The organism is Verrucomicrobiota bacterium, assembly GCA_037139415.1.
In the GTDB taxonomy this organism is placed as follows: domain Bacteria; phylum Verrucomicrobiota; class Verrucomicrobiia; order Limisphaerales; family Fontisphaeraceae; genus JBAXGN01.
In genome coordinates, this window is the sequence record JBAXGN010000143.1 from 1 (window position 1) to 21,601 (window position 21,601).

The 21,601-nt window shown below is 57.9% G+C and carries 14 protein-coding genes; 7 read left to right on the top strand and 7 right to left on the bottom strand.

What is annotated here, in order from left to right; all coding sequences use genetic code 11:
- Nucleotides 1-54: 54 nt before the first annotated feature.
- Together WCO56_21250 and WCO56_21255 are read right to left on the bottom strand one after the other, a co-directional pair.
- Nucleotides 55-2,103, bottom strand: a complete 2,049-nt coding sequence (locus WCO56_21250) for a biotin carboxylase N-terminal domain-containing protein (GenBank protein MEI7732115.1) — start codon at nucleotides 2,101-2,103, stop codon at nucleotides 55-57.
- Nucleotides 2,104-2,168: 65 nt separating this feature from the next.
- A complete protein-coding gene (locus WCO56_21255; GenBank protein ID MEI7732116.1) occupies nucleotides 2,169-3,701 on the bottom strand; it encodes an acyl-CoA carboxylase subunit beta in 1,533 nt (510 codons plus the stop codon).
- Between the two features lie 300 nt (nucleotides 3,702-4,001).
- Here WCO56_21255 and WCO56_21260 point away from each other — a divergent pair, with 300 nt between their 5' ends.
- From WCO56_21260 to WCO56_21275, 4 genes are all read left to right on the top strand, one after another.
- Nucleotides 4,002-7,154 carry an efflux RND transporter permease subunit gene (locus WCO56_21260; protein ID MEI7732117.1) on the top strand — a complete coding sequence of 1,051 codons (3,153 nt, stop codon included), beginning with the start codon at nucleotides 4,002-4,004 and terminating at the stop codon, nucleotides 7,152-7,154.
- Nucleotides 7,155-7,335: 181 nt separating this feature from the next.
- Nucleotides 7,336-8,463 (top strand): efflux RND transporter periplasmic adaptor subunit, encoded by a 1,128-nt coding sequence (locus WCO56_21265; GenBank protein ID MEI7732118.1) that lies wholly within the window; start codon nucleotides 7,336-7,338, stop codon nucleotides 8,461-8,463.
- Between the two features lie 92 nt (nucleotides 8,464-8,555).
- On the top strand, nucleotides 8,556-9,845 hold the full coding sequence (locus WCO56_21270; protein MEI7732119.1) for a TolC family protein: 1,290 nt from the start codon (nucleotides 8,556-8,558) through the stop codon (nucleotides 9,843-9,845).
- Nucleotides 9,846-9,923: 78 nt separating this feature from the next.
- Nucleotides 9,924-10,787, top strand: a complete 864-nt coding sequence (locus tag WCO56_21275) for a TIM barrel protein (GenBank protein ID MEI7732120.1) — start codon at nucleotides 9,924-9,926, stop codon at nucleotides 10,785-10,787.
- Between the two features lie 73 nt (nucleotides 10,788-10,860).
- Here WCO56_21275 and WCO56_21280 read toward each other — a convergent pair whose 3' ends face one another.
- Nucleotides 10,861-12,132, bottom strand: coding sequence for a 6-phosphofructokinase (locus WCO56_21280; protein ID MEI7732121.1), 1,272 nt, complete (start codon nucleotides 12,130-12,132; stop codon nucleotides 10,861-10,863).
- 203 nt (nucleotides 12,133-12,335) lie between these two features.
- Here WCO56_21280 and sufT point away from each other — a divergent pair, with 203 nt between their 5' ends.
- Together sufT and WCO56_21290 are read left to right on the top strand one after the other, a co-directional pair.
- Entirely contained in the window at nucleotides 12,336-12,875 is a 540-nt protein-coding gene (gene sufT / locus WCO56_21285; protein MEI7732122.1) for a putative Fe-S cluster assembly protein SufT, read from the top strand.
- A gap of 54 nt (nucleotides 12,876-12,929) precedes the next feature.
- On the top strand, nucleotides 12,930-13,610 hold the full coding sequence (locus WCO56_21290; GenBank protein ID MEI7732123.1) for an HAD hydrolase-like protein: 681 nt from the start codon (nucleotides 12,930-12,932) through the stop codon (nucleotides 13,608-13,610).
- Nucleotides 13,611-14,965: 1,355 nt separating this feature from the next.
- On the opposite strand, the gene WCO56_21295 is transcribed toward WCO56_21290, so the two are convergent.
- Nucleotides 14,966-15,316, bottom strand: coding sequence for a hypothetical protein (locus WCO56_21295; protein ID MEI7732124.1), 351 nt, complete (start codon nucleotides 15,314-15,316; stop codon nucleotides 14,966-14,968).
- Nucleotides 15,313-16,425, bottom strand: a complete 1,113-nt coding sequence (locus WCO56_21300) for a response regulator (protein ID MEI7732125.1) — start codon at nucleotides 16,423-16,425, stop codon at nucleotides 15,313-15,315. Before WCO56_21300 ends, WCO56_21295 begins: the two co-directional genes overlap by 4 nt.
- 448 nt (nucleotides 16,426-16,873) lie before the next feature.
- Here WCO56_21300 and WCO56_21305 point away from each other — a divergent pair, with 448 nt between their 5' ends.
- Entirely contained in the window at nucleotides 16,874-17,224 is a 351-nt protein-coding gene (locus WCO56_21305) for a type II secretion system protein (protein ID MEI7732126.1), read from the top strand.
- A gap of 66 nt (nucleotides 17,225-17,290) precedes the next feature.
- On the opposite strand, the gene WCO56_21310 is transcribed toward WCO56_21305, so the two are convergent.
- Both WCO56_21310 and WCO56_21315 read right to left on the bottom strand, forming a co-directional pair.
- Complete coding sequence (locus WCO56_21310; GenBank protein MEI7732127.1) at nucleotides 17,291-19,573, bottom strand: protein-disulfide reductase DsbD domain-containing protein; 2,283 nt, start codon at nucleotides 19,571-19,573, stop codon at nucleotides 17,291-17,293.
- A 379-nt stretch (nucleotides 19,574-19,952) separates the two neighbouring features.
- A complete protein-coding gene (locus WCO56_21315) occupies nucleotides 19,953-21,242 on the bottom strand; it encodes an aspartate aminotransferase family protein (GenBank protein ID MEI7732128.1) in 1,290 nt (429 codons plus the stop codon).
- Nucleotides 21,243-21,601 lie beyond the last annotated feature (359 nt).

The window sequence follows — 21,601 nt, forward strand, 5'->3', positions numbered from 1 at the left end:
CAGCCTGACAGCATGGCCATGGATTGTTAGTCTCAACTTGAAAGCAAATTAGAATTACACAAACTCAATAATCGGTTGATCCACGACCAGACTTGTGCCCTTGGTGGCCAACACCTTGGCGACCACTCCATCAGCCTCCGCCAGCAAAGCCGTTTCCATCTTCATGGCGTCAATCACCACCACGCGTTCTCCAGCCAGCACTTTCTGCCCAGGTTGTACCGCCACGTCAACCAGCAGCCCGTGCATGGGCGACCGCACCACGCGATCTCTCACGGGGGGCGCCTTGCATGGCATCATGGAGTAGAGTTCCGCCGCGCGCGGCGAAAGGACCATCGCCTCAATCTGCGTGCCATTATGCGATACCCGAATAGCTAGCGGATTTTTGCCGCCGCCACGTTCCGCCTGTGCAATGAACGGCTTGTCGTTGCACAACCCGTCAATGAGAATGGCTCCCAGCTTGGTCGGACTGCAGATTTTATAATGTGCGCTGCCCACCGTCACCACGCTGGTGCCTGTTTTATTATCGAAGTGAGTTACCTTGGCCGGGGTGGTCACACGGTGCCCCCGCTGCCCCATGGTGACCACCGCGAAATCCTCGTTTACCTCCACCTCATGCCCCTCCATCTGCCCGCTGATGCCGGTGGCGCGATGCCGGTATTGCCGGTGAACAAAGGCTGCCAACGCCACCAGGAAATTCTTATCATCGTGGGGGACATCTTCCGCCCGGAACCCCTTGCCGTAATGCTCCGCGATGAACCCCGTGTGGAAATCACCCTTCACAAACCCCGGCTGCGCAAGCAGCGCCACCTGGAATAAAATATCCGTGGATACCCCGCGAATTACGAAGCCATTCAGCGCCTCGCGCATTCTGCCCAGCGCGTCACGCCGGTCCTTTCCGTGCACGATCAACTTGGCGATCATGCGGTCATAGTGTACCGGGATTTCCCCGCCCTCCTGCACTCCCGTATCCACCCGCACCCCGTTCAGGCGCGTCATGTCCGCCGCAAACATCGTCTCCACCGGCGGGTGAAACCGCACCAGCCGCCCGGTTGAAGCGCAAAAATTCCGGAATGGATCTTCCGCGCTGATCCGGCATTCAATCGCCCAGCCGTGACGCCGCACTTCCGCTTGCGTCAGCGGCAACTTTTCACCGGCCGCCACCCGGATCGTCAGTTCCACCAGGTCAAGGCCGGTGATGCATTCCGTCACCGGATGCTCCGCCTGCAGCCGGGTGTTCATTTCCAAAAAATAAAAGCGCTGGTCCTTGCCCACCACAAACTCGACCGTTCCCGCCCCTTGATACTGCACCGTCTTGGCCAATAGCACGGCTTGCTCGCACATGGCCCGGCGGGTGGCTTCGCTGATGAATGGGGATGGAGCCTCCTCGATCACCTTTTGAAAACCGCGCTGCATCGAGCATTCCCGTTCGTACAGGCTGATCACATTGCCATGCCGGTCTCCGACTAACTGCACTTCCACATGCCGCGCCTCCTCGATGTACTTCTCCACGTACACCCCGCCGACGCCGGAACCGTTCCGCGCTTCCTTGAGGCAGATGTCAAATCCCTCGACGGTTTCCTGGTCGTTGCGCGCAACCTGCAAACCTTTGGGCCCGCTCGCTGTATTCGCCTTGAGCATGACCGGATATCCGATACCCCGGGCGAGTTCCGCGGCACGCTCCACCGTTTCAACCACCTCGTTCACCCCAGCCACACAGTTCATCCCGGCTGCAGCGGCCATCTGCTTGGCCGCCAACTTGTTCCCCATCGCCGCAATGGTTTCGTGCTTCGGACCAATGAACGTGATCCCTGCTTCCTCCACTTGCCGGGCAAACTCCGCGTTCTCACTCAGAAAACCGTAGCCGGGATGAATCGCCTGCGCTCCAGATGCTTTACAGGCCGCGATGATTTTATCCATCGCCAGATAGCTTTCCCGGCTGGGAGCGGGTCCAATGTTGATGGCTTCGTCGGCCAGAATCACGTGCCGGGCATCCCGGTCGGCATAGGAAAATACCGCCACCGTTTTGATTCCCAGTTTCTGGGCCGTCTTAATAATCCGGCAGGCGATCTCGCCGCGGTTAGCAATCAGAATTTTGGTAAACATGTCTTGAATAAGCGCGTTTGCGCGATTGGATCAGTTTAAGCGTCGTATTCGGTGACCATCCTGCTTCACAGCGGAATGCTGCCATGTTTGCGCCATGGGTTCTCCAGCTTCTTATCGCGCAGCATGACCAACGAACGACAAATACGCTTGCGCGTCTCATGCGGCAGGATCACGTCGTCAATGAAACCGCGCGCCCCAGCCACAAATGGATTGGCAAAACGCGCCTTGTATTCGGCCTCCTTCGCCGCCAGCTTGGCTGGATCGTCCTTGCCCTCGCGGAAAATGATTTCCACCGCTCCCTTGGACCCCATCACCGCAATCTCGGCATTCGGCCAGGCAAAATTCACATCCCCGCGTAAATGCTTGGAAGCCATCACGATATAGGCCCCGCCATACGCTTTGCGGGTGATCACCGTGATTTTGGGGACCGTACACTCCGCGTAGGCGTACAATAACTTGGCGCCGTGCTTGATGATGCCGTCGTACTCTTGGGCCGTACCAGGCATGAAGCCGGGCACATCCACAAAGGTGATGACCGGAATACTGAAGGCATCGCAGAAACGTACAAATCGCGCCGCCTTGATGGAACTTTTGATATCCAGACACCCGGCCAGTACCATGGGTTGATTGGCCACGATCCCCACTGTTTGCCCTTCCATCCGGCCAAAGCCAATGATGACGTTGGTGGCATAGGCGGGTTGCAGTTCAAAAAAGTCACCGTCATCCACGACTTTCAAGACCAACTCCTTCATGTCATAAGGCTGGCTTGGATTAGCCGGCACCAGCGTATCCAACGACATATCGATCCGGTCCGCCGGATCCCCGCTTTTACGAACCGGCGCTTTCTGGCGATTGTTCAGCGGGAGGTAGTTAAACAGTCGGCGCACCATCAACAGCGCCTCGACATCATTATCAAATGCAAGGTCGGCCACCCCGCTTTTAGTGGTATGTGTCAATGCACCGCCCAACTGCTCCGCCGTCACCGTTTCATGCATGACGGTTTTGACCACATCCGGGCCGGTGACAAACATATAGGAGCTATCCTTGACCATGAAGATGAAATCGGTAATCGCTGGCGAATACACCGCACCACCAGCGCTTGGCCCCATGATCAGGCTGATTTGTGGTATGACACCACTGGCCAGCACATTGCGCTGGAAAACTTCCGCGTACCCTCCCAATGACGCGACACCCTCCTGAATGCGTGCGCCGCCAGAGTCGTTCAGGCCGATCACCGGAGCGCCCACCTGCATGGCATGATCCATCACCTTGCAAATTTTCTCGGCATGGGTTTCGCTTAACGCCCCACCAAACACCGTAAAGTCTTGACTATAAACAAATACCAAACGACCATTAATCATGCCGTAGCCCGTCACCACGCCGTCTCCAGGCACCTTATTTTGTTCCATGCCGAACTCCACACACCGGTGCTCCACGAACATGTCCCACTCCTCAAACGTGCCTTCGTCGAGCAGCAGTTCCAACCGCTCACGGGCCGTGAGTTTGCCCTTCTTGTGTTGTGCATCAATGCGCTTTTTACCACCACCCGATCGGGCGGCTTCACGCTTCTTTTCCAGTTGATCAAGAATATCTTGCATGGATTTAAAATAAACTGCCACGAATGGAAACCACACCTTTGGCGACACGAAACACAGTGCGCCCAAGCTGCCTTACTATCGATTTTCGCTTCATTTGGCTAATTATTGATGGGGGGAATCCTAATTGCCGCAGGCGAAATCTGCAAGCATTATATTCCCAGTTGACGAAGGTCAAAGCGGACCTATGTTGCAGCTTATATTTTCTTAATGCATGCATGATATATTGCAGCCCAACAACGATTTGACCGACCGGTTGATGAAGTACTGGCGGCCTCCGGCTGTCTTTGGCCCATTACGCCAATGAATCTGATTCAAACTACTCTGCGCCGCCCCATCACGGTACTCGTAATCATTCTCGGCCTTGCCCTGAGCGCCGGCATCGCCATCCAGCGTATGTCCCGCGACGTGTTCCCGCCCTTGGGGATTCCCACCATCTACGTCGCGCAGCCTTATGGGGGCATGGATCCTGCCCAGATGGAGGGTTATCTCAGCTACTATTATGAGTATCACTTCCTTTATATCACCGGCATCGAACACGTCGAGTCCAAGTCCATCCAGGGTGCCAGCATCATGAAGTTGCAGTTTCACCCGGGAACGGACATGTCCCAGGCGCTTTCCGAAACCATCAGTTACGTCAACCGCGCCCGTGCCTTCATGCCGCCGGGCACAGTACCGCCGTTTGTGACCCGCTTTGACGCTGGCAGTGTGCCGGTGGGGTATCTGGTCTTTTCCACCACCAACGCCAGCCGGACCGTCGGTCAGATGCAAGACGCCGCCCTGAACTTGGTCCGCCCCTTGTTTGCCACCCTGCCGGGGGTGTCCGCCCCTCCGCCATTCGGCGGTAGCGCGCGCTCCATTCTGGTAAACGTCAAGCCGGACCGCATGCGCGCATTGGGGCTATCGCCAGAAGACATCGTTCAAGCCATGACGCAGGCCAATACGATCAGCCCCTCGGGCAACATGAATCTGGGGGACAAATACCCCATCGTACCCGTCAATGCCGTCGTCAAAAATATCAAGGATCTGGAAGGCGTCCCCCTGCGTGTCCATGCGACGGGGGCCGTATTTTTGCGGGACGTGGCCACGGTGGAAGACGCCTCGGACGTCGTAACCTCCTATGCGCTGGTGAATGGGCGGCGCACCGTCTATATGCCCGTGACCAAACGCGCCGATGCCTCGACGCTCTCGGTGGTGGAACTGGTTCGGGAGAACCTCGCCCGATTCCAAAGCGTGGTGCCGGATGATATTAAGGTGACCTACGAGTTCGACCAGGCGCCGGTGGTACGTCGCGCCATCCGAGACCTGATCAAGGAAGGCGCCTTGGGAGCATTGTTGACGGGCTTGATGGTATTGCTGTTCCTGCGCGACTGGCGCAGCGCGTTCATCGTGGTCATCAACATTCCGCTGGCTTTGCTGGCCGCCTGCCTGGCGCTATGGCTTACCGGCCAGAACATCAACCTGATGACTCTGGGCGGCCTGGCTTTGGCAGTGGGCATCCTGGTAGATGAGGCCACGGTCACAGTGGAGAATATTCATGCGCATGTCACCCGCGGCAGTTCGCTGGCCCGCGCCGCGCTGAATGCCACGCGCGAGACCGCCCTACCCCGCCTGCTCGCCATGCTGTGCGTGCTGGCGGTGTTCATTCCAGCCTTCTTCATGCAAGGCGCGGCCAAAGCGTTGTTCGTGCCGCTCACGCTGGCCGTGGGCTTTTCAATGGTGGCGTCGTTCCTGCTTTCCAGTACGCTGGTGCCCATCCTGTCCATCTGGTTTCTGCGCGGGCATGATCAGGAGGTTCAGGATGCCTCATTTTTTGCCCGGCTTCAGGCAGCGTATGGCCGGGTCCTGAGCGGCGTGGTTGCAGCGCGCTGGCTGCTGGTTCCCCTTTACCTCGGTGCCGCCCTGCTAGTGGGCTGGTTTTTCGGTGCCCGCCTCGGCACGGAGATTTTCCCATCCACGGACGCCGGCCAAATGGCACTGCGAGTGCGGGCACCCACCGGCACCAGGGTGGAACTGACCGAGCAACTGGCGCTCAAGACCCTGTCGCTAATCCAACGTGAGGCGGGCGCGGACAACGTCGCATTGACCATGGGGTTGGTGGGCGTGCATGCGGCCAATTACCCGGTCAATCTGATTCATCTCTGGAACGGCGGGCCCGAGGAAGCCTGGTTGGCCATCCAGTTCAAGCCAGACGCACCGGTGAAAGTCAGTGCGTTGAAAGAACGGCTGCGGGCGGTCTTCGCGAACGAACTGCCGGGCGTGCGGATATCGTTCGAACCGAGCGATATTGTCAGCCGGGTGATGAGTTTTGGCTCGCCTACGCCCATTGAAGTGGCCGTCAGCGGGCCGAATCTGGCGGCCAACAAGGAGTTCGCGGACAAGATTCACGCCAAAATGAAGGCGATTCCGTTCCTGCGCGACGTGCATTTTGCTCAGTCGCTGGATTTCCCAACGGTGGAAGTGAACGTGAACCGCGAGCGCGCCGGGCTTCTGGGCGTCAAAGTCGGCGATGTCACCCGCTCACTGGTGGCCGCCACCACCTCCAGTCGCTTCACGGTGGCCAACTATTGGGCCGATCCGAACTCGGGCGTCAGCTACAACCTGCAGGTGCAAATCCCGCAAACCAAAACCACCTCGCTGGAAGATCTGCAAAACCTCCCGGTGTCCGGCACGGCGGGGAAAACGGTGCTGCTCCGCAATGTGGCCAAGCTCGCACCCGGCACCGCCGTCGGCCAGTACGAACGCTACAACATGGCGCGCGTGGTCAGCATTACGGCCAACCTGCACGGCGCGGACCTGGGCCAGGTAGCCAGGGAAATCACCCGGGTGCTGGAGGAAGTCGGCGCGCCACCGCCCAAAATGCGCGTGGATGTGCGCGGCCAGATCGTTCCCATGCGGCAACTCTTTGACGGCTTCCGATCCGGTCTGATCATCGCAGTGGTGGTGATCCTGCTCATGCTGGCAGCCAATTTCCAATCACTCCGGCTCGCCCTGGCGGTATTGTCCACCGTGCCAGCGGTACTGGTGGGCGTGGTACTGACGCTGTGGGTCACCAGCACCACCCTGAACATTCAATCGGCCATGGGGGCCATCATGGCAGTGGGCGTGGCCGTGGCCAACGCCATCTTGCTGGTGACTTTTGCCGAACGCGCCCGCACCGCCGGGGCCGCGCCAACCGACGCGGCAATCGAGGGTGCCCGCAGCCGTTTGCGTCCCATTCTAATGACCAGTCTGGCAATGATCGCCGGCATGTTGCCGCTGGCACTCGGCTTGGGCGAAGGCGGCGACCAGACGGCACCGCTGGGCCGGGCAGTCGCGGGCGGCCTTGCGCTGGCCACGCTAGCCACGCTATGGGTGCTGCCACCCGTCTTTGCCATGATCATGGGGCGGACTGTGCGCTCGCCGTCACTCGACCCGGATGATCCCGCCAGCCCGCAATACGCACCCGTAAAATGAAAATTCAACGCTGCATGTTTTTATGAAAGACTTACTCAAATTGAGGCGCTGGCCTGCGGTCACCACCTTCTCCCCCTTGGGGGAGAAGGATGAGATGAGGGGGGGCAGGGGGAGAAGTAAAGTGGGGGGGCATGGGGAGGGGTTTACGGTGTCACCCAAAGCTCATTTCATTAGGAAAACCATGTCAAACTGCGCCCAAGTAATCCTGGCCACCTTGCTCTCCCTCCCCCTTCAGGCTACCGATGCGCCCAAGCCCATGGAGGTAAAAACATCCAAGCCCGCGCGCGGGGAAATCGTGCGTTACGTCACGATCCCCGGCACCATCAAGGCCAACCAGCAAGCCACCCTCTACGCCAAAACCGCCGGTTACCTCAAACGCATCGCCGTGGACAAAGGCGACCGAGTCAAGGCCGGGGTTTTGATTGCGGAAATTGAGTCCCCTGAACTGGAGAGCGAATTGATCCGCAGCCGTGCCGAAGTCGTGCGTGCCAAAGCCGAAACCGTTCGTACCAGCGCGGAATTGGAGATCGCACAACTCATGTCCAACCGGATGAAGCAGGCCCAGCAACAGTCGTCCGATCTGGTTACCCCGCAAAGCGTGGATGAAGCCAAGGCTCGCCTTGCCTCCGCCCAAGCCAACTGCGAAGTCAGCAAAGCCAATGAAGCGGTCACGCAGGCCAACGTGACGCGCCTCGAAACCCTCCTAGCCTACACCCGCATCACCGCGCCCTTTGACGGCGTCGTCACCGGGCGCTCCGTGGATCCAGGCGCATTTATCCCGGCCGCCACCTCCGGCAGTGCGGCACAATCTGCCGCCATGGTAACCGTCATGGAATTCAGCACGGTACGCATCCAGGTTGCCATGCCGGAGGTCGAGTCCGTGCTGGTGCGCGAGGGCCAACCGGTTAAAACCACGGTAGAAGCGCTCCCAAGCCGGGTATTTGAAAGCAAAGTCAGCCGGATTGCCGGCGCATTGGATGAGGCCACACGCACCATGTTGATTGAAGCCGATTTGCCGAACCCTCAACACGAATTGCGGCCCGGCATGTATGCCACGGTCAAGGTGGGCGTGGAGAAACATACGGCGGCCTTGCTGGTGCCGGCCGAAGCGTTGGTCATGGAAAAGGCCAATGCATTTGTCTTCCTCAACGCCGGCGGCAAGGCGCACAAGACCGCCATCCAGATTGGTTTTAATGACGGCAATAAAGTCGAAGTCTTAAGCGGACTGTCGGGCACAGAACCGGTACTGCTGGTTGGCAAGCTGCCGATCACGGATGGCAGTCCCATCAACGCGATTGAGGCCCAATGAACCCAAGGTCAACCATGCAACTCATTGGCAAGTCTGTGGCCCTTCAATCGGTGTGGTGTTGGATAGCCCTGGTCGGAGTAATGGCCGTTCCGATGAGTTTTTGCGCCGACGCCCCTTCTACGACGGGCACGCCCCCCGGAAACCAGCTCATGGTGATTGATCTGCCCACGACGTTACGACTGGCCGGGGCCAAAAATCTCGACGTCCAGCTTGCCCGCGAACGCCTGAACGAGGCCAAAGCCAATCATTCCTCCGCGCAAACCAAATTTTTCCCGTGGGTCAGCCCGGGCATCGCCTATCGTCGGCACGACCACCTGTCGCAGGATACGGCGGGCAACGTGTACAATGTCCATCGCGATTCCTATGCGCCGGGTGCGACCATCAATGCGCAACTTGATCTGGGCGAAGCCATCTACCAATCGCTGGCTGCCAAACAAATGGTCAAGGCTTACGATCATGCCCTGGAGGCCTCCCGACAGAACAGCGTTATGGCCGCCGCGCACGGGTATCTGGAACTTGTTTATGCGCAATCCGCCACCGACGTGGCGCAGGAATCCGTGCGCATCGCCACGGAATATACCCGGCAGCTTGAAAACGCGGCGGCGGCGGGGATCGCCTTCAAAGGGGATGTCTTCCGGGCGCGGGTGCAACAGGAACACAACCAACTTGCGGTAAAACGGGCGGCGGAACAACACCGCGTCGCCGGTTTGCGACTTGCCCAAATGTTACGGCTCGATCCCACCGTAATGTTGACGGCGGCGGATGCGAGCCTGGCGCCCATGCAACTGGTGGACACGAATACCACCATTGAATCGGTCGTGATGGAGACCTTGCGCACGCGTCCGGAACTCAAGCAAAACCAGGCATTGATTGCCGCTGCGCGCAATAACCGAGAAAGCGTCAAATATGGCCCGCTGATCCCCTCGATCGGCGTCTCTGGCTTCCTCGGCGGACTGGGTGGCAGTGCGGAGTCCGGCCCCTCCCGGTTTGGAAATCAGGAAGATTTATACGTGAACCTGGGCTGGCGGCTTGGCCCCGGCGGATTGTTTGATTCCAGCCGCATCCGCGCCAGCACCGCGCGCCTCAAAACCGCCGAGCTTACCCAGGAAAAAATCTGCGATGAATTGACCCGTCAGGCAATCGAGGCCTTGGTGCATTACCAATCCCTGCGGGGACAATTGGATAGCGCCTCACGCGCCTTGGCTGCCGCCGAAGAAAGCTTGAGCTTCGCCCGCCAGCGCAAAGAATTCGCTGTCGGCGTCGTGCTGGAAACCATTCAATCCGAACAGGACCTCACCCGCACCCGCCTGGAATACCTGAAGATCATCGCCGAATTCAACAAGGCCCAATACCTGCTTCAGCAGACCATGGGTAAATTGTAGATCGGTCTGCGGATCATCTCTGGCTTGACCTGAAGGCAGGGGCGGTATAGTCTCTTGGAAAGTTCAGCCATAAAAATTATGACAACTATACCAAACAGCGTTATCTCACGCCGGCAGTTTGCGAAACTGGGCGGTGCCAGTCTCGCCACGTTGGCCCTCGCTTGGCGCTTTGCGCCTCTGGCCCAGGCCGCCGGCAACAAAATCCCCATCGGCGTGCAGCTCTATTCCGTACGCAAAGAGTGCGAAAAGGATCTGCCGCCCGTGCTCGAAGCCATCGGCAAGATGGGCTACAAAGGCGTGGAATACGCCGGCTACTATAAACGCAATGCCGAGGAATTGCGCAAGCTGATGGATGCCAACGGACTGGTTTGTTGCGGCACGCACACCGCCATGAGCACCATCGAACAAGCCAACCTCAAGGCCACCATCGAATTCAATAAAACCCTGGGAAACAAATACCTCATTGTCCCCAGCATGCCCAAGCAACGCGCCGGCACCAAACAGGCCTGGCTGGATACCGCCAAGTATTTCAATGACGTGGCGGACCAATTGAAGGCAGATGGCATGTACACCGGCTATCATGCGCATGGCGGGGATTTCAAACCGGTGGAAGGTGAAGTGCCGTGGGATTTGTTCTTTGGCAATACCAAGCAGGAAGTGATCATGCAGCTCGACACCGGCAACTGCATCGGCGGCGGCGCTGATCCGGTGGCCGTGCTAAAGAAATATCCGGGCCGCGCCCGCACCATTCACCTCAAAGAATCGGGCGGTCCCAAGGAAGCCGTGATCGGCGGCGGGGACATTAAATGGAAAGACGTCTTCACAATTTGTGAGACCGGCGGCACCCAATGGTACATTGTCGAACATGAACGCGGTGGACCCGATCCGGTGAACGACATCAAACGTTGCCTGGAATCCTTGAAAGCAATGGGCAAGGCATAATTGATCTCTCTGGCGAAACAAAAAGGCGGCCTTTCGAGGCCGCCTTTTTTGTCGGTTAAACTGGTAAGCGCGCTTACGCCAGCGGAGAGAGAATCGTTTCCACCGGGCTGCGGCTGAGTTTGGCAAACTTGGGCACGCCGCCTTCCACCTGAAATTTCACTTCGCCTTCGATCAAGGGGCGAGCGTAGGTGACGAACTGTTCGTTGGGCAGGAAGCCATCTTCCGAGATCCATTCGCGCGGAATCAAGCGCTCGGCATTGGCAATCTCTTCCAAATGATGCAAGTCGGTCGTCCACTTGTATGGGCTGTCCGATTGGCGCACGATTTTGACCACGTAACCACTCTTGCCATCCACGGCAGCGCGCACGGCGGCTTCGCCGGCGACAAAGGCTTGGTCGTTATCGGTCTTGCTCGAGAAATGGGCGGCGGCGCGTTGCGCATAGCCGAGTTTCACCGTGCGGGTCTTGATATTCAGTTTCCCGCTGACCACTTCGGCCAGGAGATCGGCGGCACCGGAGAGCAGCGGATGCCCAAAGGCGTCCACCCGGCTCTTGTCGGCGGCGACTTCTTTGCCCTTGGCGTCCTTGAGTCCTTCCCCCACCACCACGACGCAGTATTTGTACGCGGCGATGGTTTCCTTGACTTTGGCCAGGAACTTCGCTTCGTCAAACGCCACTTCCGGCAGCAAAATGATATGCGGCGCATCCTCCGGGGCGCGCTTGGCCAGCACGGTACCGGCGGCGATCCAACCGGCGCGACGACCCATGACTTCAATGATGCAGCAAGAGCCGTCATCAGTGGCCATGCTGCCGATATCAGCGGCGATTTCCATCACCGTGGTGGCGTTATACTTGATCACGGAGCCGTATCCGGGGCATTGGTCGGTATGCGGGAGATCGTTGTCAATGGTCTTGGGGATGCCGATGACGCGCAGTTCATAGCCGCGCTTTTCCGCTTCATGGCTGATTTTGTGCGCGGTGTCCTGGGAATCATTGCCGCCGGCGTACAAGAAAAACCGGATGTTATGGGCGTTGAAGACCTCAAACAGGCGATCCATGTCTTTGGCGGCCTTTTCCGGCTGCCCTTTAAAGTCCAGCTTGTAGCGGCAGGTGCCCAGCGCGGCGCCCGGTGTAAACCGCAGCCCCTCGATGGTCTTCTGCTTTTCGTCGTTCAGGTCAATCAAGTTCTCACGCAGAATGCCATAGATACCGTTCAACCCACCGTATATCTCTTCAATGCATTCATGTTTGCCCGCTTCGGTAACCACGCCAGCAACGCTCGCGTTGATCACCGAAGTCGGCCCGCCTGATTGGGCAACCAATAATTTTCCAGAAAGTTCAGCCATATTCGTTATACAAATTGAGCGGATAAGATGCCTATGCCGCAAGCCACTGTCAAACAATTCCCATAAGTTTTAGCACGCCCCAACTTTTAGCGGGAATTCGCCCTGGCGGTTCACCGTGAAGTTGGTTTTTTAAAGGATCCGCACGGAAGGCTTGCGCCGGGGAAATTCCGTAGTAATTTGAGGGCCGACATAATTACATACGTATGATTCCAGTTGAATTAAGCAGGGATTGCGAAGCGGTGGCCATTCCGGGCGGCCAAACCACCACGTTGCCGAAAGGCGCCAGTGTCACGATCACCCAAACTTTGGGCGGGGTGTACACGGTGCAAACCATGGATGGCCTGTTCCGCATCGCCACCAAAGATGCCGACGCGCTCGGCTTGCAGGCCGAGGCGCTGGAAGCGCCCACCCAAAAAACCGCCAACGGCCCGGTGGATGAGAAAACCGTCTGGGACATCCTCAAAACCTGTTACGACCCGGAGATTCCCGTCAACATTGTGGACCTTGGGCTGGTGTACGACCTGCATTTGGAGCAATTGCCCAGCGGCCGCACCAAGGTAATGGCCAAAATGACGCTCACCGCACCGGGGTGCGGCATGGGGCCAATGATCGCCGGGGACGCCCAGCAAAAGATTATCGGCCTTCCCGGAGTCGAGGAAGCGTCCGTGGAACTGGTCTGGGACCCGCCCTGGCATCAATCCATGATCACAGCCGACGGTCGCAAAATCCTGGGGCTGGAATAAAACGTACCATTTCGGGATTGCTTCCAGGCGTCAGGACCTCTATTTTCCGTCCTAATGATTCGCCTGGTCCTATTTGACATTGATGGCACACTTGTCCGCACGCATGGCGCGGGGGTGAAGGCATTCCTGAGCGCCTTTGACCATGAATTCAAGCTCCCCTGCAACGGCGTGCGCTTGTCCTTTGCGGGGCGGACGGATACTTCGCTCGTACGCGAATTCTTCAAGTTGCACCGCCGCGAGCCCACCCGCGAGGATTTCGACCGCTTCTTCGACCGCTACGTGTTCCTGTTGGAGCACAACTTGCAGCATGGCAAAGGCCACATCATTCCGGGCGTCTGGGAATGGCTGGAGCAACTCGCCGCGTTGCCGCAACCGCCCTTGATCGGGTTGTTGACCGGCAACGTCCGGCTGGGTGCGGAAATCAAACTGCGCCACTTCAACTGCTGGGAGCGCTTCGCCATCGGCGCGTTTGCCGATGACCACGAGGATCGCGATCAGATTGCCGCCATCGCCTTCGCGCGCGGACGCCAGCTTCTGGGACCGGCCTTGCAGCCGCACGAAGTGTTGGTGATCGGGGATACGCCGCATGACGTGCGTTGCGGGAAATCCATTGGCGCCCGCGTATTAGCCGTGGCCACGGGGGGCGCCAAGTTGCCGGAATTACTCGCCAGCCAGCCGGACTGGGCGGTCAACGACCTGCTGGAGATTCGCGCCGCCTCCGTGATCCATGCGTGAACGGACGGCTTAATCCAATGCGCTTGAAAGCGATTGGGAATTATTCCAATGAGCTTTCAAGATGAGACTAAGGCGCGCAGGATTTTGGGCGGCTGGCGAGACGCGAGCGAGGCGCATACCCGCAGCGGTCTGTAACGAGCGAGCAACGAAGCCAGCAGCTCAAAAGACCAGCGAATTAGCCTCAGCTTGATAGCGATTTGGAATTAGCACCGTTTGCGTCCGCCCCCGCAACAACCGCCACCACAACAACCCCCGCCGGTTTTGCAGGAGGCCCCGGAGCCGCCGCCGCCGCGGGAGGTTCCGGAGGAGGCAAACGTGCTCATCTTCTTTTCCAAACGGGGGGACCCGCAGTCCGGACACTTGGTGCCCTTCCAATTACTGGAGCGCACCAAAATCTCGTTGTCCTTCCCGCATTTCCCGCAATGAAATTCATAAATCGGCATGCGCGCAATATAACCACACAAACCCGGCATGGCAAGTCTCGTGCAAACTCCGCGCCTCCGCGACACCCAGCCAGGGCGCGCTTGACACGTTCGGCGAGCCTGATAAGTCCGGTATTCCAATCCGCCGGGTTTGGTTGGCGGGCGATTACAAATTGAAAATTTAAAATTTGCAATGGATTTGGCCTTCAGCCGGCGATTGATGGAATACCGCCGTCTTTGGCCATAAACTCTGGAATTCATCCGGCCATCCCGCAGGGATGGAAGATAGTAGCCGGAGCGTCATGAGGGGAACGGGGCATGACCTCCGGTACAGCGTCCGATAACCCAGCGCACCCCGGATTGGGTGCCAGATTAAAGCGTTCTGTTTCATTACAATCCGCCGCCAAACCGCCCCAATACATCAAATTTTGATGAAAATACGCGTTTTTAACGGTTTTAAACACAGTTTGTGGCAACAATGCCATGGTTTGAGAGGAATCGTAGCTGGCCTAAAAGTTATCTACCGTGGCCTCATATACATTGCTCATGGCCCCAATAAAATTACCTGAGGCCAAAGTAATTAAGGATAGGGCCATAAACGATATGTCCCATGACACAATCTTAGCGGCCTTGTGTAAATAGTTTTAGTCCCAGGCCAAACAAAATGCAGCACGAGGTAATAATCATTAGGCTTGTGCCTTAATATTTGCGGCCATGGGTATATTTTATTAGGCCTTGCCATGTTATCGGGGGGCTGGTTCTATGCGGGAAATAAATACGTATGGATTTTGTTCCGAAGACTCGAAAGTTACATTATCCGTGGTATAAAAAGCTGGCGGAGAGCGTGGAGGCCGCGACGGCCAACTGGCTGATGTTCAAAAACCGTCTTGACTACCATTCTGCAAACCCTCCGGGTTTGGACCGGTGGCGGGGTTAACCACGCGATAATTCAAATTCTTCAAAGAGGTGCCCGATGGCAATGGCGTCCACGCCGGCCGGGTTCCGTGAGGTGATCAGCGCCAGCATCGCACCATCGGAGCGCTGGCAAACTTGTAATAACGCCTTTTCAAACAACCAATTGATGCGGGTGGCGGGCAGCCGTTGGCTGGAAAGATGCTGGCTGGTTTCCATCAGGAAACGCCAGACATTTTCCAAACTCATGAGCGGAAAGCTATGGGCGAAACTCTGGCCGGTCACGGTCTTATCGGGAAAAATAATACCCGCCGCCAGCACGCCTTTTTGGCGGGCGTTGGCATACAACCAGTTGCCTTGGTCGTCGTTCATAATTTGCCCCGCTGGGAACGTACCAGCAGGCGGCTATCCGGCTTGAGCTGGCAAATGACCCGCGCTTTGAGGTGGTGCATTTCCATGCGTTCAAAGTTGCCAAATGGCAACGCGCGCGATAATTCGGCGGTGCGTTGCCCCAAAAACTCAAACAACTTCATCCGGCTTTCCGCGGACGAGCATTGCCATTCATACAACACCTCGCCCCGCGAGGAACAGAGCAGCATTTCTTCGACAGCGGGGGCAAGCATTGCGCGCGCGTTGGCGGAAGCTGCGGGATCAAACACCGGTGCTTGGGGGCGCGGCGGCAGGGGGGAGGTTTTGGGGTTGAGGACCGTGGGGGGGGCCGGTTCGGCGCGCGGATCAGAAACCTTCGCGTTGGGGGCGGCCTGCCCGGCGGCGGTGGCCAGTTTTTGACTGCCGTCGGCCAGCAATTTTTCCCACGGTTCCTGGATGGTTGTCGCGGGAGGGGCGGCGTACGGCTTGAGGTTGAATCCGCTCGCGTTCAAGGCCATCAGGGCAAAGAAAGCGTCGCGTCCGGAAAGATCACCGCAGCGGGCATCCTGGATGGCGCCATCCTTGATAAACACCTGGCCACGCTCTGTGCCCGCTGAAATTTCCAGGATGGAACTGTGGCGATTCAAGCATTCGAGTTGCACCAGCTCTTGAAAGCCAATTTTGGGCCCGCCCCCCGGGAGCCCCTCGGTGGAATCCTGTTTGGAAATTTCATTCAAGGCGGCATAGACATTCTCCATGCCTTCGATGGAGGTGGGTTTGATCAAATGCAGCTCGGCGCCATTGGCGAGGCAGACCTTTTTCATGTCCTCGCTGATATCGCCCGTGAGAATAACCTTGGGAAGATGCGGGTACTTGCGATGCAACAGCCGGAGGAATTGCAACCCATCCACCCCGGGCATGTGCAGGTCAATGACCACCAGATTGACCATCTGATCCTGAATGATGGAAATGGCTTTGCCGGTATTCACCGCCGTCAGGATTTGCCAGGCGTCTTTGCTCCATACGGCAAACACCTTGGTGACAAGGTCGAGAAAAGACACATCGTCATCCACAAACAACACGCGCCGGCGGCTCTGTGGTTGCTCAGCCATGGACTTTAAACAATATCATTCAAAATGCGTAACCTCGGTATAGTAGCCATAACCGTGCCAAAGGACAAGGTAAAGGTGATGCCTTTTGGCACTAATTCCAACTCGCGGTCCAGCGGATCCTAACTCGCTTGGCGTTTGAATCGCTGGCCTCTCGATTGGCCAGCCAGTTTATCGCTGTCCAAAAGTGAGACATTATTCAACTTTATGAGACATGCAGCACACCATCTACCGGTTGCACATCGTCATTTTTGAGTTAACTTTGTAGCTTAGACAGCATGGGTAAAGTTATTTTGGTGTTAGTGTAACCTTGGCATGGCGGTTGCTGTCTATGGAGCAGGTCGCGTTAAATTCGCGAATTCTTAGAGGTTCGTTGTGTTCAGCAGTGAACCGGGTTTGTGAAGCGCGACCGTCGAACTAATACATACGTAATAAAACTGAAAGGTAAAAAATGAAACTGCAAACCTCGCGCCAGAGCGCCTTCACATTGGTAGAAATCATGATCGTTGTGGCGATCATCGGCTTATTGGCCGCCATCGCTATTCCGAACTTCGTGAAAGCCCGTACCACGGCCCAGAAGAATGCCTGCATCAACAACCTGCGGCAGATTGATGGCGCCAAGGAACAGTGGGCGCTCGAAAATAAGAAGACCACGGCGGATACCCCCGTGGACAGCGATCTGATCGGGGCCACCTCCTATATCAAACAGGCACCGTCCTGCCCCGGCGCTGGCACGTATTCGTTCAATGCGGTCGGGACCAAACCGGCCTGCAGTGCCGCAACCAGCGATCATACCCTGTAAACGCATCGCGCAACACTATTTGCACGACCCGGAGCACCCGCTCCGGGTTTTTTTCTGTCCCAACCCTCATTCCACTTTTTTCAAAGCGTCCAGCACGATGCCGGGGGTGAGTACTTCCGGGAGGATAATGGGGGGCTGGGCGGGATCGCGCGGATAAACCAGCACCAGCGGCACGCCACCGCGTCCGTGGCGTTTCATTTCGGTTGCCACTTCGCTGCTTTTCACCCGGCTGTCTTCCACCAGCGCCACGGCGTTCAACTGTTTTAATTTCCTGACCACCTCGGGGATTTCCAAGCTGGTTTCCCGGTTCACCTGGCAGGTGAGACACCACGAGGCGGTGAAGTCCACCAGCACCGGATGCCCTTGGGCTCGTGCGGCGGCGACGGCTGCCACACTCCACGGCTGCCATTCAATGCCGCCGGGTTGGGAGGATTGATGCGAACTGGAGGACGCTTCCGGCACCGCCCGCCATTGGGCGCGATTTTCCACCAGCAACGCAAAGGCGAGGATCACCACCCCAATGGCAATCGTCTTGGCCAGCCCCGTTCGCGCGGTACCACGCTGGCCAAACGCGCCCCAAATCCAAGCGGCCAGCGCCACCAGCACCAGGAAGATGCCCAGCCATAATCCCCGGTGGTTGCCATACGCTTCCACCAATTGCAAATACAGCCAGACAGCGGTGGCCATCATGGGAAAACCCATCGCCTGCTTGAAGCGTTCCATCCAGACGCCGGGTTTGGGCACAAACCGCAGCCAGCCCGGATTCCAACTCAGCAGCAGGTACGGCGCGGCCATGCCCAGTCCGACCGCGAGAAAAACCAGGAGAATCACGCCGGGCGATTGATTCAGCGCATAGCCCGTGGCCGCCCCCAGGAATGGCGCCGTGCAGGGCGTGGCCAAGGCGGTGGCCAGCACGCCGTTAAAGAACGCCCCGGCATAACCACCCTGGCTGGTCACGCTGCTTGCGGCATCGGAGACGTGGTCCCCCAGGGTGACTTCAAACACCCCAAACAAATTCAACGCCACCAGCAGCACCAGCACCGTCATGAGCAACACGAACTGGGCGTGCTGATATTGGATGCCCCAACTCACCGATTCCCCCGCCAGCTTCAAGCCAATCGTCACCCCCGCCAGCACCAGAAAGGACACCATAACTCCGGCTCCGTAAATCATTCCCAGCGTGCGGACCCGCCCCGGTGATTCGGCGCTTTGGTGGACAAACCCCAGTATTTTCAGGGCCATCACCGGCAGCACACATGGCATCACGTTGAGGATCAGCCCACCCACGAACGCAAACCAGAGGATCAGCCAGAGGCTTGTCACCGGGGCGCTGTCGGCAGCAGTAGCGTTGGGTTGCCGGGGAACTGAAGCCGTCGTTTCCGTGGGGTGCAATGTGACTTCGTATCCCTGGGTGCCTTGTTCGGTGACGGCGACCAGAATACCTGGAATGCTCGCTGGCCAGGCGCTGGTTTGCTTAGTGATCTGCTTGCGGAAAACCTGTGCGCCACCGCTGGCCGGGAGTTGTTCGGTGGTGCCCTGAACCTCAAAATCCGGGATTGGGTACGGATAAAAATCAACTACTTTCACCTCTGGCGCAGTCGGCCATTCGAGGCGCAGCCCACGTTGCTTATTGGTGGCGGTTCCTTCCCAAATGGCGCGTACTGTCAGGTTGCTGGCCGCTTTGGGCACGCGCTTCAGCCATTCCTCAATCGTCGCGGCGTGGTCCGATGGCTTGGTCTGGTCGGCGACTTGCAGCCGGGCGCTGAGTGAGGTTTCCCCAAATACACACGTGCCGCTGGCCGTGGGGCGTACCAAAGAAAGACTGGATGGGCTCACGCATTCGACCCAACTGACGGTTGCCTTGAGGGTGAGCGGACCCGGCGGCACTTGCCCGGCCACGTTCAGCGGCACCAACAAGCAAACCTCGTCCTTGTACCCGTACGTGATCAGGCCTGAAGTATCCTGTTTCTCGGGTAACGGCCACTGGATATTTCCGGCGGTCACTCCGGCGGGAAGTTCCCAAGCCACCGTAGTGGGGCCACCCGCCGCGCCGGCATTGGTCCAGTAAGTATGCCAATCCTCCTCCATTTTGAGGCGGATGCCGGCCCAGACAGTATCCCCTGGGCGCACGGTGTCAGCGCCAAGGATCACGCTGGCTTTAGTGTGGAGGGTGGGAGCGGCCAGCGCGCTGGCGGACGGCAATAACCAGAGGGCCAGGCAAAGGAAAATCCCGAATCCCGAAAAACGAATGCCGAAAGAATGCCGAATCCCGAATGCCGAAAACAGCAGTCGGATGATCGAATTCGGGGTTCGGACTTCGTGCTTCGGTTTTCTTTCGTTATTCGGCATTCGGTTTTCGGATTTATTCAGCTTCCCATGAACCCCCTCATCCCATCCTTCTCCCCCCAAGTGGGAGAAGGTGCCCGCAGGGCGGTTGAGGGGGAGAGGTCGGCTCATGGTGAGACTTCCCCGAACCAACGAATTTCGCTCTTTGAACCCATGAACCTGGAAACGAGGGTTCATGGGGAGGGGGTACGGAACTGCAATGGGTCGCGCGCTCGGGGGACAATGGGAAAACGGATTACTTAAAATTTGAAAATTGAATTTACAATCGTTAATCCGCAATCCGCAATCCGCAATCCGCAATCTGAAGTCTGCCCGCTGGCTTCGGACTTCGGCGTTCGGGTTTCTTTTGCTATTCGGCATTCGGCGTTCGGGTTTATTCCGCCTATCCCAGCCGGCTAAGTACACTCTCAATAATGCGCAGGCCCTCGGCGGCATCGTCCTGCGTGAGGTTCAACGCCGGCAGCAGGCGGATCACCTGGTTGCCGGAAGGAATGGTCAGTAATCCGGCCTCGTGCAGGCGGCCTACCATTTGGAGCGAGGCCGGCTTGTCCTGATTGGCGAAGGCCGGAATCTTTTCCCGCTCCTGCAATTCAAATCCCAGCATGAAGCCCAGGCCGCGAACCGTTTTGAGAAGGTGCGGGTATTTGTTTTGCAGAGCGGTGAGCTGCACTTTCAGGAACGCGCCGAGCACCCGCGCGTTTTTGTCCAATCGATCCCGCTCGATGACCTCGAGAATTTTCAGCGCCACCGCGCACGCCAACGGGGTGCCGCCGTAGGTGGTCGCGTGCGTGCCCGGCCCGAGCAGGTCCGCGTGCGGTTGCCGCACCCAGAATGCGCCGATGGGGAAGCCGCCCCCAAGCGATTTCGCCATGGACACGCCATCCGGCAGAAAGTTTTCCGCCCCCGGCACGCCTTCCAGAATACGCTGGAAGCTCTGAAACCGGCCGGATCGAAAATGTCCGCATTGCACGCCGTCCATGAGCAACAACATCTTTTTCTCATCGCACAGCGCGCGCAGTCCCAGCAGATACTCCGGTGAAGCCGGGGTGATGCCGCCCTCCCCTTGGATGCCTTCGATGAGGATGGCGACGGTGGCGGGCGAAAGGGCGTTGCGCACCGCGTCGAGGTCATTATACGGCACATGCCGGAATCCCGGCACCGCGGGTTCAAACCCTTTCTTCACCTTCTCCTGCCCGGTGGCAGCGATGCCCGCCAGGGTGCGGCCATGGAAGGAATTCGTGGCGGTGAGAATTTCAAAGCGACCCTCGTCATGGCCGAACTTGCGCGCCAGTTTGTACAAGCCTTCGTTGGCCTCCGCGCCACTGTTGGCAAAGAACACCTTGCCGGGGGCCAGTTGTTCCACCAATCCCTGGGCCAGCCGTCCTTGCGGCTCGTGATAGTAAAGATTGGAAATATGGACGAGCGAGCGCGATTGCTCGATCAACGCCTCGGTGATTTCCGGATTGGCGTGTCCCAAGGAACAAACAGCGATCCCGCCGCCCAAATCCAGATAGCGCCGGCCATTGACATCCCAGAGCCAGCTCCCGGAACCGCGTTTAAACGCGAGGTCAAACCGGCCGTAGCTGGGCACCACATATTTTTGAAACAACGCCTGCACGGCAGCCTGTTGGTTGATCACGATCGCCGGCGGTTGAGGCACAATTTCTTTCATTTTAGTCAGTCTCTCGATTGGCACACAAATATGGAATGAGCATGTGGACACTTGTGCCCGTGGTCAATGGTAAAGCACGACCAACAGGATGGTTTTTCAGAAGAATGACAGCCACGGAGAAAACGTGTGAAGGATGCATGTCCCCCACCCCATCCTGTCCATCGCGTCTCCGCTTGCCCACGTCTGAGATGCTGGCTTCTAACTCCAGGCTATCTTCCGAGATTAATTTTTTGCCATGTTCGGTCTCCCATTTTTATGCCGGTTAATTTTTCTGCAAAAGTTTCCCATTTCCCATTCGCGTTGTTTAGCCGAACTTTCGACACTGGGACGGGTTTTTAATAAAAATCCCTGGCGCAATC

Excerpts from the sequence above, each read along its gene's own strand:
- WCO56_21250 (MEI7732115.1), bottom strand. The coding sequence starts at position 2,103 with ATGTTTACCAAAATTCTGATTGCTAACCGCGGCGAGATCGCCTGCCGG.
- WCO56_21255 (MEI7732116.1), bottom strand. The coding sequence starts at position 3,701 with ATGCAAGATATTCTTGATCAACTGGAAAAGAAGCGTGAAGCCGCCCGA.
- WCO56_21260 (MEI7732117.1), top strand. The coding sequence starts at position 4,002 with ATGAATCTGATTCAAACTACTCTGCGCCGCCCCATCACGGTACTCGTA.
- WCO56_21265 (MEI7732118.1), top strand. The coding sequence starts at position 7,336 with ATGTCAAACTGCGCCCAAGTAATCCTGGCCACCTTGCTCTCCCTCCCC.
- WCO56_21270 (MEI7732119.1), top strand. The coding sequence starts at position 8,556 with ATGAGTTTTTGCGCCGACGCCCCTTCTACGACGGGCACGCCCCCCGGA.
- WCO56_21275 (MEI7732120.1), top strand. The coding sequence starts at position 9,924 with ATGACAACTATACCAAACAGCGTTATCTCACGCCGGCAGTTTGCGAAA.
- WCO56_21280 (MEI7732121.1), bottom strand. The coding sequence starts at position 12,132 with ATGGCTGAACTTTCTGGAAAATTATTGGTTGCCCAATCAGGCGGGCCG.
- sufT (MEI7732122.1), top strand. The coding sequence starts at position 12,336 with ATGATTCCAGTTGAATTAAGCAGGGATTGCGAAGCGGTGGCCATTCCG.
- WCO56_21290 (MEI7732123.1), top strand. The coding sequence starts at position 12,930 with ATGATTCGCCTGGTCCTATTTGACATTGATGGCACACTTGTCCGCACG.
- WCO56_21295 (MEI7732124.1), bottom strand. The coding sequence starts at position 15,316 with ATGAACGACGACCAAGGCAACTGGTTGTATGCCAACGCCCGCCAAAAA.
- WCO56_21300 (MEI7732125.1), bottom strand. The coding sequence starts at position 16,425 with ATGGCTGAGCAACCACAGAGCCGCCGGCGCGTGTTGTTTGTGGATGAC.
- WCO56_21305 (MEI7732126.1), top strand. The coding sequence starts at position 16,874 with ATGAAACTGCAAACCTCGCGCCAGAGCGCCTTCACATTGGTAGAAATC.
- WCO56_21310 (MEI7732127.1), bottom strand. The coding sequence starts at position 19,573 with ATGCCGAATAACGAAAGAAAACCGAAGCACGAAGTCCGAACCCCGAAT.
- WCO56_21315 (MEI7732128.1), bottom strand. The coding sequence starts at position 21,242 with ATGAAAGAAATTGTGCCTCAACCGCCGGCGATCGTGATCAACCAACAG.